A 529-nucleotide genomic window follows, 5' to 3' on the forward strand; every position below is an offset into this window, starting at 1 on the left:
TGCCTCTTGAACTCGTCGGTGAAATGCCTCGGGTGCCTGGGGTCCCTCATATACGGCCCTCCCGTCTCCTGCGCCCCTCCCGGAACTGTCCACATCAGTGTAGCCAATCCATCCTGGTACATGGCGAGGTCGGAGAACTCGAGGGCGTGGTCGGCCCTCATGGCGCCGATCCCGGCGCCCGAGGCGGTCGTCACCGACGGCGGGAGCGGGTTCGCCAAGGCCGTGCGCGAGACCTGGCCGCGCACCAGGGTCCAGAGGTGCACCTTCCACGCCTTCTCGCAGGTCAAGCGCTACACGACGACGCGGCCGAAGCTCCAGGCGGGGCGCGAGCTCTACCTCGTCGCGCGCGACCTCATGGGAATCGAGACGCTGCACCAGGCCGAGCTCTGGGTCGAGCGCTACCTCGACTGGTGCGGGTTTGGATTGGCAACACCTATTTGGACGATTCCGGGAGGGACAGCCCCGCCTCCCTGAACTCGACCGGAGACATGTAACCCAGCGTCGAGTGGATCCTGAAGTTGTTGTACCA

General features: G+C 65.6%; 1 protein-coding gene and 1 pseudogene. One reads left to right on the plus strand and one right to left on the minus strand.

The genetic code is table 11. The features are described from left to right. Positions 1 to 87: 87 nt before the first annotated feature. A pseudogene (locus ACTQX9_RS09555) lies at positions 88 to 414 on the plus strand (transposase); the annotation flags it as partial. A 19-nt stretch (positions 415 to 433) separates the two neighbouring features. On the opposite strand, the gene ACTQX9_RS09560 reads toward ACTQX9_RS09555, so the two are convergent. After that, positions 434 to 511: a hypothetical protein gene (locus ACTQX9_RS09560; RefSeq protein ID WP_441062888.1), complete on the minus strand. Its 78-nt coding sequence runs from the start codon at positions 509 to 511 to the stop codon at positions 434 to 436. Positions 512 to 529 lie beyond the last annotated feature (18 nt).

This window comes from Collinsella sp. LCP19S3_F2, from assembly GCF_052121015.1.
In the GTDB taxonomy this organism is placed as follows: domain Bacteria; phylum Actinomycetota; class Coriobacteriia; order Coriobacteriales; family Coriobacteriaceae; genus Collinsella.